Source organism: Streptomyces sp. 8L (assembly GCF_020176795.1).
In the GTDB taxonomy this organism is placed as follows: Bacteria; Actinomycetota; Actinomycetes; order Streptomycetales; family Streptomycetaceae; genus Streptomyces.
On the sequence record NZ_JAIUKE010000949.1, the window covers coordinates 1 to 734 of the forward strand.

1 protein-coding gene is annotated in these 734 nt (G+C 74.3%); it reads left to right on the forward strand.

What is annotated here, in order from left to right; translation table 11 throughout:
• A partial coding sequence (locus tag LCE31_RS40045; protein ID WP_374118723.1) for a DUF6716 putative glycosyltransferase occupies positions 1-734 on the forward strand: 734 nt, incomplete at both ends.

Here is a 734-nt window from a genome sequence, read left to right on the forward strand (position 1 = left end):
GGGCGCGGAGGCGGCCGACATCCGCGAGGTCACAGGCGCCCAGTTCCTCGCCTCGCTCGCGGACGGATCGCCGGCCGCCGAGGAAGCCGGGGCGGGCGCGTACGACCTGATCGTCCTCGCGCTCGTCGGCGGCGGCGTGCAGGCGATGCTGCACGGCATCGCCGCGCTGGAGCTCGCCCGGCGGCCCGTCGTCGTCACCGGCTATGTCGGCGTCGTCTACGAGAAGCTCGCCGACGGCCTCCTGCTGCGCCACGGAGCCGATGTCGTACTCGCCAACTCCCGCCACGACGCGCACCGGTTCCGCGACCTGTACGAGGGGGTCGGCGCCGACGCGTCGTGCGTGACGGAGGCGGCCCTGCCGTTCCTCGGCGGCGCGCGCTACGCGCCCGAGGAGGGCCGCGACACCGTCGTCTTCGCGGCGCAGCCGTCCGTGCCGGTGACCCGCGCCGACCGCGCGTACGTGCTGCGGCGGCTGATCGAGCACGCCCGGCTGCACCCGCGCCGCGAGGTGCTGCTGAAGCTGCGCAGCCAGGTCGGCGAACACACCACGCACATCGAGGAGTTCCCCTACCAGCGGCTCGCGGAGCGGGTGCCGGGCGGCACACCGCCCAACTTCCGTCTGGTGTACGGGAACATGGGCGAGGTCCTGGACCGTACGGACCTGCTGGTCACGGTCTCCTCGACGGCCGCCCTCGAAGCGCTGCACCGGCGCGTGCCCACCGCGATCCTCACCG